Annotated in this window: 9 protein-coding genes; 5 read left to right on the forward strand and 4 right to left on the reverse strand. The window is 45.3% G+C overall.

From position 1 onward, the window contains the following. The first annotated feature begins 64 nt into the window (after positions 1–64). Positions 65–250 carry a hypothetical protein gene (locus ACFQ2O_RS17555; RefSeq protein WP_377530833.1) on the forward strand — a complete coding sequence of 62 codons (186 nt, stop codon included), beginning with the start codon at positions 65–67 and terminating at the stop codon, positions 248–250. Positions 251–368: 118 nt separating this feature from the next. After that, positions 369–1,028 (forward strand): hypothetical protein, encoded by a 660-nt coding sequence (locus ACFQ2O_RS17560; RefSeq protein WP_377530836.1) that lies wholly within the window; start codon positions 369–371, stop codon positions 1,026–1,028. A 121-nt stretch (positions 1,029–1,149) separates the two neighbouring features. Here ACFQ2O_RS17560 and ACFQ2O_RS17565 read toward each other — a convergent pair whose 3' ends face one another. The 4 genes from ACFQ2O_RS17565 to ACFQ2O_RS17580 form a co-directional block, all read right to left on the reverse strand. Continuing rightward, a complete protein-coding gene (locus ACFQ2O_RS17565; RefSeq protein WP_377530839.1) occupies positions 1,150–1,710 on the reverse strand; it encodes a DUF4142 domain-containing protein in 561 nt (186 codons plus the stop codon). 120 nt (positions 1,711–1,830) lie between these two features. Then, a complete protein-coding gene (locus tag ACFQ2O_RS17570) occupies positions 1,831–4,134 on the reverse strand; it encodes a M20/M25/M40 family metallo-hydrolase (RefSeq protein ID WP_377530842.1) in 2,304 nt (767 codons plus the stop codon). Between the two features lie 153 nt (positions 4,135–4,287). Further along, positions 4,288–5,076, reverse strand: coding sequence for a TerC family protein (locus ACFQ2O_RS17575; protein WP_377530845.1), 789 nt, complete (start codon positions 5,074–5,076; stop codon positions 4,288–4,290). 111 nt (positions 5,077–5,187) lie between these two features. Next, positions 5,188–5,685 carry a YajQ family cyclic di-GMP-binding protein gene (locus tag ACFQ2O_RS17580; RefSeq protein ID WP_377530847.1) on the reverse strand — a complete coding sequence of 166 codons (498 nt, stop codon included), beginning with the start codon at positions 5,683–5,685 and terminating at the stop codon, positions 5,188–5,190. Between the two features lie 353 nt (positions 5,686–6,038). Between ACFQ2O_RS17580 and ACFQ2O_RS17585 the strand changes: the two genes are divergently transcribed. The 3 genes from ACFQ2O_RS17585 (at position 6,039) to ACFQ2O_RS17595 (ending at position 8,640) form a co-directional block, all read left to right on the forward strand. Next, on the forward strand, positions 6,039–6,470 hold the full coding sequence (locus tag ACFQ2O_RS17585; RefSeq protein ID WP_377530851.1) for a GNAT family N-acetyltransferase: 432 nt from the start codon (positions 6,039–6,041) through the stop codon (positions 6,468–6,470). Positions 6,471–6,492: 22 nt separating this feature from the next. After that, positions 6,493–7,050 carry a lipocalin family protein gene (locus ACFQ2O_RS17590; RefSeq protein ID WP_377530854.1) on the forward strand — a complete coding sequence of 186 codons (558 nt, stop codon included), beginning with the start codon at positions 6,493–6,495 and terminating at the stop codon, positions 7,048–7,050. A 942-nt stretch (positions 7,051–7,992) separates the two neighbouring features. Next, complete coding sequence (locus tag ACFQ2O_RS17595; protein ID WP_377530856.1) at positions 7,993–8,640, forward strand: hypothetical protein; 648 nt, start codon at positions 7,993–7,995, stop codon at positions 8,638–8,640. Positions 8,641–8,674: the final 34 nt, after the last annotated feature.

Genomic DNA, 8,674 nt, shown 5'->3' on the forward strand with positions numbered 1-8,674 from the left:
ATATTAAACAGTTGCTTTAACAATTGAATTTCAAGGCTTACTATTCACACATTATTTTTCATGTATGAAATTTATCGGGCTGTTTTTATTTCTGGCAGGTCTTGTTTCGCTACTGCTTGGCTTAACAGGGGCTAACCTTTTGGTATTAAACTGGTTAGATCAGTATGGCGAAACAGCAAGTTGGGCCATTCGTATCGGCATTACTATACTGGGGGCGGTTATCTATTACGTTTGCCGAAACGATGACTAAAATTTGGATGAAAATAATATATAGATTAATTGCCACGTGCAGCAAAACTCCGTATACGCACAAATAGTGCCCGTGCTGTGCCTAAATGCAGCAAAACAGAATTTAAAGCCGTAACGCCATGGACGCTCAGGAATACACCCCTAATTATACACAGATCAACGAACTCTACATCGACACCGTGGTGATTGATGATACGGAGTTTATAACGCTGTGGTGTTTTACTGTGCTTGATGATGAATATAAGTTTGTATACTTAGGCTGTGACTTTACACAGTTTAATCAAATCCTGATTGCTGCCGGCGAAAAAGGCAAGGAAATAGCCCTGCACCTTGCCGAAACGCTGGATAAGCCTTACGATGCCCCTACACTTATTCCTATCAAAGAAGACTTTGATGAGTACCTGGAGCTAACGGGTCATGATATTATCGTATATGAACCACTTGCCCTGGAAGATGATTTCGAGGAGTATGACGAAGAAGACGAGGACCTGCCAATAGAGCAACTCTTTGGAGGCAAGCCCAACAAAATACGCCAAAAGTACCTCATCTATCAACTGGATAAGCTATACCCCTCTAAAGTATTTGAGCCAGAGCAGCTGTTTAAAGGCGACCTGGCAGAGTGTTTTGAAGATGACTCGCTTGAACTGGCACAGCTATACTATGACTACCTGAATGCTATGGAGAACGGCTATGGAGAAGCTGAGGCCAGGCAACTAGCAGGTCTGGAACGAGAGATTTTCTTTCGTATGGCCCGCAAAGCCTCCGAGCTCTGGAAATAAGCTCAACACTTATACTTTTCCTATACTACTACTTACTATTCTTTTCTCAAGCCAAACCTTATATTGTTAAGGAACTAGCTTCCTGTATCAATTTTGGCAACACTTGTTGCTCTTATCAAGGTTATTGTGCTGCCATAACCACAGAATCAGGCTGTGTGATCAAATTAATTTTACTGCGCAAGTGAGACCGGAGATCCATGATCCAATCGCGGGTTAATTGGTCATCTGCTTTCGTGAGCGCTTCCTCATACCTGTTGAGTTGGGCATTGTGTGTACTTAACACGAATTCGCGGTAACGCAGATCAAACTCTTCTCCCTCTAGCAAAGTAAAATCCTGCACCAGCGTTTTGTCTGCTCCCTCTAGGCCAATAGGCAACTTTATATGCTCCTGCTTTTTCACCAGCGCCTTCAGCTGTTGCAGAGTTTGTTTATGATAATCAGCAGCCTCTCTTGCCAGATTCCTGATATGTTCTGTAGAGCCTTGCTTTGCTGCCAGTTCTGCCATCTGTACTTGCAGCAAGTTGCTACTTGCGGCATAATCCCAAAAAACAGGATCATCTAGAAGGGTACGTGTATGGGTTTCTGCTACTGCCTCACTCCTTTCAGCAGCAGGATCTTCGCAGGCCAGCATCAGCAAAAATATAGCGCCCAGCGTAACAGAAATAACTTTATCTAAAAACATAAACGGATGCATCTTATAGGTTGCCTATATCCTATACTGTACTCTCCTATACCTGGGTTTAGCTTTCCATAAGATTCCTAACATAGTATAACTGGGCCTGTTTAAGCTGCTATTCTTTTTTTAGAAAGTATAACTTTTCTGCACAACTGTTAGATTACTATCACGGCCTTGCTCGGCTATGACGTGTGCTGGTTTTGGTTGCTTTACCAGTTGCTCTGGCAGGTTCATACTTTGGTCAGATAACTGGATAAGCAGCGGAGCACCTGCTTTTAGGCGCAGACTTAGTTCTACTGATTTAGAAGGCGGCAAACCATGCAGGCGCATCAGGTATACTTTAGCATCTTCAACAGCAGGTAGCGGATCTAACTCTAAGGCCTCCCCTGCAAGCGACACTGCCAGTACATCCTCTGCGTGTTCGGGCTGCAGCAACACCTCCAGGTGTATCGCCTCCTCCCGCCGCGCTTGCAGGCGCAGGCGCAACAGGCGCTCGCCACTAGCCACAGAATCCTGCAGTATTTCAGCAACTGGAGCAGGTATGTTCAGTGCCTCTGCGGCATTCTGCAAGTATAACTTGCCGGAGTAAGGGTAAAAACCAGACAGTTTCCCGATGGCAGGTTCGGGGAAGAACTGCCTGTTCCAATCGTCGGTAGTGGTATAAGAGGAGGCCCAGTAGGCTTTACCTGTGTTTGCATTTAAGTAGTAGCTCACAGCACTGTGCAGCGGCCGTTCTGCTGAGGGAGCCTCGCCTTGCACAGCGCGCGCTACTTGTATACTACCTGCCAGCAGCAGCACAACAGGTAGCAGCGGAAATCCTTTCAGGCTAAAGCTGCGCTCTAGCACGACCAAAAGTGGCAAAAGCAGGCCTGCCAGCAACAGCAACAAGAGAACCATACCATAAGGCAGTTGCAGCGCAAAAGCTGTGAACACCACCTCTACAATAGGCATCATCAGGAAAATGGCGGGCACACTTGCCACCAAAAGCACCAGCGTGTAAGTTACATGCACTTTCGGACTTTTATCCCAATCCATAAGAAACACAACCACTATACCTCCTAAGCTAGAGAGTAGCGGAAAAATGAAAAGGTAAGCTGCGTTGGGTGCCAGCAGGTATACGACCAGCATCAGCACAAACTGAAGTACAACCACACCCATCAGCAGGGAGAACAGCCGCAGCCACCGCAATACCAGCCAACTGAGCAGCAGAAATAAGCCCAGCGCCAACAGTAGGTAAGCCAAAAAAAAGTTATCTGCGCTGTATACGCCATTGTGTCGGTGAGAAAGCGGCAGCAAGCGCCACACAGCCTCATTGATAGGGTAGAAAAGTGCCACCACAACTACCAGCATCAGCAAGTATAAAACAAAACCAAGTATAACCTGCCGCACCGTTATCACCTGCTTTCGAAGTCCTATTACCAACGTAACTAGTAGCAAAAGTGCTGTCAAGGCTACCCACAATAGATTTAAACCGGCGCTATAGGTGATTACCCAACTGCCTATAAAGTTGAAGAAAACAGCATCCGGGGCTTTGGTAGCTTCTAAAGAAGTATGGCCGAAGTGACGGGTAAGTGCCAGCATATTGCTGCCGTGGTGCTGCAGGCTGCGCTTGCTAAGGTTTTCGGGGGCATCGGTAGCTTTATGGTAATGCACAAAACCATCTATAAAAGCGGAGTTCAGCCCTGTATAGCCTGCCTCTTTATATACTGTAAAATCAGTGTTGTTGGGCATGCGGCTGTAGATTTCATAAGCCAGCGAGCTGAAGTATGGGTGTGGTACAGCAGCGGCATACTGTCGGGTGACCCAGCCGTTTTCCGGACTCATCTCGAAGGTCATACTTGGGCCTTCATTGCCGCGCCCCTCCAGGTTCATAACCACGCCTACTTCTTTTGCCCATGGGTGCTTCAGAAATGCTTTTGCACCATACAAGCCAAACTCCTCCCCATCTGTCAGCAGCACTATTACGTCGTGCTCCAGAGGTTCCGTCTGCCTCAGAGCGCGTACTGTTTCCAGTATAGCGGCTACGCCTGCGCCATCATCGCCGGCTCCTAAGGCATTTGGCTGCGAGTCGTAGTGCGCAATCAGCAGAATGGCTTTGTCGCTCTTCCCGTTTCCTTTTAGCCTGCCCACCAGGTTATACACATGCCCTACCATCCCTACGCCGCCGTATACTTCTGCTGCCGTTGTATCCTGTACCTGAGGGTTAAGCTCCAGCGCCTGCATTTGCTGCAGCAGGTAGGTTCTTACCTTGGCATGCGCTAAGGTGCCCATAGGGTGCGGCTCCTGCGCTATTTGCCGCACATGCTGCATAGCCCGTTCCGCAGAAAAAGTTGCAGCAGGCGCTGAAGCCGGTTCAGGGGCAGGTGGCGAAAGCAAGTATAAACTCAGGAGCGACAGGCTTGTAACAACCAGAAATATGAGAGCTGCCATAGCTCTGCTGCGGTACTGCATAGGTTGGTGGGTAGGTATGAACATAGCTATTCTAAGATAGCGGTTAGCGGCAAGATTAGCAGCACCTGCTGGAAATAAAAAAGGGCTTCCGACGCAGATTGTCGGAAGCCCTTTTTATGAGTTGTGGGTATTTTAGTCGATAGCAGAGTATTTTTCTCCATCCACAATCTTGCTCTGCCGCAGGTGCACCGGTGGCTCTGTTTTCTTGCGCAGCTTGGAGTTTAGCATTTCCACCATCAGCGAGAAGAACATGGCAAAGTAGATATAGCCTTTCGGTATTTCCACATGGAAGGCCTCCGCCACCAGCATCACCCCGATCAGGAGCAGGAACGAGAGCGCCAGCATTTTTACAGTTGGGCGGTTGTTTACGAAATCGCTTATCACCTTGGCGAAAGCCAACATGATTCCCATCGAAATAACAACGGCCACAATCATGATGATCACCTCGTCTACAAGGCCCACGGCGGTTAGAATGGAATCGAAGGAGAAAACGATATCAATCAGAATAATCTGTATCAACACTTTACTTAGCGAAGTAGTGACTTTCCCAGAAGTATGCGTTTCCTCTTCTCCCTCCAGCTTGTTGTGTATCTCGGTGGTACTTTTAGCTAACAGGAACAAACCACCACAGAACAAAATAATATCACGCCAGGAAATAGCTAACTCGTTTGCTGTAAAGGGCAAGTCAATGGTAAACAGTGGCTCCTTTGCCTGCACAATATAGCTGATGCACAGCAAGAGCAGTACCCGAAAAACCAGTGCTAGCATTAGGCCTATGGTGCGGCCTTTACCCTGTTGCTCCTGGGGCAACCGGGCAACTATAATGGAGATGAATACGATGTTATCAATGCCCAGCACTACCTCCATGAAGGTTAGTGTCAGCAGGCTTATCCATGCGTCCGGATTAGCAAATACTTCCATAGTTTATCTTTTTTCGCTTGCGTATAAAAAGCAAATGTAGACTTTAATTACTGATTGTATATCAGTAACGTTGCCACAACTTTAGCAATCATGCAGGCGAAGGAAAAAGCTTTAAGATTTCATGTTCACGAACTGCAGCGGCATGCCAATTTCCTGGGTATTGCTGCGCAATAAACCGATCACCCCTTGCAGGTCATCAATTTTTTTGGCTGTAACCCGGATTGTTTCATCCATGATGGCCGCAGACACTTTCATTTTGCTGTCTTTTATCAGCTTCATGATTATTTTAGAGGTCTCTTTATCAATGCCAGCCTTCACTTTAATATCCTTCTTCACCATGGCTCCTGACTGGTAAGAGTCCTTAGAGAAATCAAGTGCGGTGGCATCCAGTTCCTGCTTCACCATTTTACCGATCAGTACATCCTCGGTGTGCTGCAGGCGCATGTCGTTCTCCATAGAAATGTGCACCATGTTGTTTTTCTTATCGAATTCCAGCGTGCCCTTAGTGTCGCGGAAGTCGTAACGGTTCATGATTTCTTTCCGTGCCACATTCACGGCGTTGTCCATTGTTTGTGGGTCAACTTTGCTTACGATGTCAAAAGATGCCATAGGTAAATGTATTTTATATGTTAAGCGTTAGATTTTACACGGCTTTGCCCAACAAAGTTATTTTTTTGGCGCAAGATTAGCTATATAATTAGGCCGACAAAGGCCATAAACAGCCAGACAAACAGCTTCTCTCTGCTGCAGTGCCTCTGCAACCGCAGCTCCAGATGCCATTAAGATGGTGCAAAGCTGGTAAAGTAAAACATGTTTGCGCTATACTTGCTCCAGTAATTTTAATGTAATTCAGAAGTATAAAGCGGCACTGGCATAGCACACATGCTGCTGTCTTATAGCCACTAAAACTTTCAGAATAAGTCTGTGGGTTTTATCTTGTGGCTGATGTTAAATTACGCTATATGAAAATACTAGAACCTGCCACGCCAGAAGCATTAGAAAAGTATTACCACCTGCGCTACCAAACGTTACGCGAACCCTGGGGTGCGCCCGAAGGCAGCGAGCGCGCTGACGATGATGCCACTGCCATACATGCCATGCTTGTTGATGAAGCTGGCGAAGCAGTAGGCGTGTGCCGTTTGCACCTGAACACACCACAGGAAGCCCAGCTTCGGTTTATGGGTGTGCGTGCCGATCAGCAAGGCAAACAGCTAGGCAACAAGCTTCTACTATACCTAGAGGACCGTGCACGACAGCTTGGTGCCAAGACTGTGACGCTTCAGGCACGCGAAAACGCCGTAAACTTTTACCGCAGAAACGGGTATGAGATACTAGAAAAAACCTACATCCTGTTTGGCACTATACAGCATTACCGTATGGCAAAACAGCTGTAGCAACAATCGCTTTAATACAACTATGAAAAACAACACAAAACTATGGATTGGCGCAGGTGCAGCGCTGGCAAGTGTACTTATTCTTAGCAATCGAAAGAAAAGTAACGCTCCTTTGGCTACCGTAGCTAACGTAGACCTGGATAAGTATGCAGGCCGCTGGTATGAAATAGCCAGACTGCCTAAACGCTTTGAAAAAGGCTGCCACTGCGTGTATGCCGAATACCAACAAAATCCCAATGGGTATATAGAAGTCCGCAACGCCTGCCATGAAGGCGGCCCTGAAGGAAAGCTGGACATTGCAGAAGGAAAGGCGTTCCCGGTGGAGGGGAGCCACAACAGTAAGCTTAAGGTACAGTTCTTCTGGCCTTTTAAAGGCGATTACTGGATACTGGAACTCGATCCTGCTTACCAATATGCGCTTGTTGGTACTCCTGACCGTGAGAGCCTCTGGATTCTATCTCGCACCCCACAGCTTGACCAGGATATCTATAATCGCTTAATTTACCAGGCAGAGGTAAAAGGCTTTCCGGTTGGGAAGTTATTGAAAACAGACCAGAGCTGCTATACTACAGCAGGGTAGCCTGTTTCTATACTTTTGTTAGATGCATACCCTTTGTATGGGCAATAATATACAGTTCTGCTGCCCATGCAAAGCATGCTTTTACTGCTTCTGAAGCACCTGAAACAAGTTGCTACCAGTTAAGCTTTTTCATATATTTAGCAGGTCTTTCTACCACTGCTGTTACTTTAAGGCGACAGCGGTAATACCAACCCGTTTCTACTTCTTATAGATAAGATTATGACGATCAAGCTTAAAAACATAGGCAGTAGCGCTTACAAGGCCTTCACTATCCTTAACATTATTCTATTAGTCGTTGTTACTTTCAATTACATAGAGTACAGAGAATTACGCGATAAAAAAATCCCGGCCATAGCAAACATCTTCCTGCTAATTGTCCTCAGCCTGGGCTTGTTTGCCGCCATTTATAAGTGATAGATTTTTTGCCGATAGTTAGCAATAACAGAAACAGGTGGCCTTTAAATGCCTCTTCTGCCTTATTGAGAAAGACAGAGGTTTTCATTAGGTGAGAACAGTACTGCCTTTTTAGAATACAAATACAGAAGAAGCAATAAGCTTTGGCATTACTTATTTTCCTTATAGGCATACCAGGACTTTCCTTTTCTGTTTCATTCACTGCCTCACTAGTGCAATCTCTTCTGTCTCCATTTCTCCCCTACAAAATATAAATTGCTTCTTACTCACGAAAGCCAAGACTACTGCTTCGAGCATTGCGAATAGATGTAGATACAGCTATTCTATATAGCCTAACTAATCAAAATCAATCTGCCGGCAATAACCTTATAGTTATACTTAAAATTTGCAATATTTACATTATATTTAACAACACAAATATTAGGAGACAGGTAGAGTAAACCTTTCCTATTTTAGGCGCTCACTGAGTTGGCTTAAACTCCTCAAGCTCCTTATATCATTTTGCATGTATAACTTATATCTCTAATCATGAAAACAATACTATTCCCCTGCCTTTTGCTATGCCTCTGTATGTTCTCAGGCTGTGCTGTTACTTCTACCTCTACCGCTAAAGTAGAGAAGCCTGATAAGTTCTATGTTGGCATTATGACCTTAGTAACCGAAATGGATGCTGATTTCAGCCAACTTGATTCGGCAACTTACGAGCAGCACGTAAGGGGCAAATTTAATAACCTCGAGAATGTTAAGTATCGCAAGCATTTGGAGAAGACGCTTGCACGAAATCTAGAGAAAGAAAACGTACAAACCCGCATTATAAAATCATCTGAGGTTTTTGAACTGAACTCAGATGTAAGTTATAGTGAGTTTGTCGAAAAGATCAACAAGATAGGTGTTGATGGCATCCTACTCGTAAACCAAAAGAATTACTGGTATAGCCAGAGTTATTCAACAGTACACTTCGATTATACAAGTGCCACGACCGTAGATCAAGAACCAAATGCCGTTTTCCATACTTATTTAGTGGATATAAACTCATTGAAGCCTGTGTGGTTTGCAGACTCTATGATTCAAGGTGTTTCTGCAGGATATGATACCTTAAATAATCATCTGGCACGATCGCTGTTTAGAAAGCTCCAAAAGGATAAGTATATCTTTGTAAATACAAAAGCATATTAATCTTAATATACAGGTATCTTTTGCCAAAAGCCCC

It is taken from the genome of Pontibacter rugosus (assembly GCF_042678745.1).
Classification (GTDB): Bacteria; Bacteroidota; Bacteroidia; order Cytophagales; family Hymenobacteraceae; genus Pontibacter; species Pontibacter rugosus.

Excerpts from the sequence above, each read along its gene's own strand:
- ACFQ2O_RS17555 (WP_377530833.1), top strand. The coding sequence starts at position 65 with ATGAAATTTATCGGGCTGTTTTTATTTCTGGCAGGTCTTGTTTCGCTA.
- ACFQ2O_RS17560 (WP_377530836.1), top strand. The coding sequence starts at position 369 with ATGGACGCTCAGGAATACACCCCTAATTATACACAGATCAACGAACTC.
- ACFQ2O_RS17565 (WP_377530839.1), bottom strand. The coding sequence starts at position 1,710 with ATGTTTTTAGATAAAGTTATTTCTGTTACGCTGGGCGCTATATTTTTG.
- ACFQ2O_RS17570 (WP_377530842.1), bottom strand. The coding sequence starts at position 4,134 with ATGGCAGCTCTCATATTTCTGGTTGTTACAAGCCTGTCGCTCCTGAGT.
- ACFQ2O_RS17575 (WP_377530845.1), bottom strand. The coding sequence starts at position 5,076 with ATGGAAGTATTTGCTAATCCGGACGCATGGATAAGCCTGCTGACACTA.
- ACFQ2O_RS17580 (WP_377530847.1), bottom strand. The coding sequence starts at position 5,685 with ATGGCATCTTTTGACATCGTAAGCAAAGTTGACCCACAAACAATGGAC.
- ACFQ2O_RS17585 (WP_377530851.1), top strand. The coding sequence starts at position 6,039 with ATGAAAATACTAGAACCTGCCACGCCAGAAGCATTAGAAAAGTATTAC.
- ACFQ2O_RS17590 (WP_377530854.1), top strand. The coding sequence starts at position 6,493 with ATGAAAAACAACACAAAACTATGGATTGGCGCAGGTGCAGCGCTGGCA.
- ACFQ2O_RS17595 (WP_377530856.1), top strand. The coding sequence starts at position 7,993 with ATGAAAACAATACTATTCCCCTGCCTTTTGCTATGCCTCTGTATGTTC.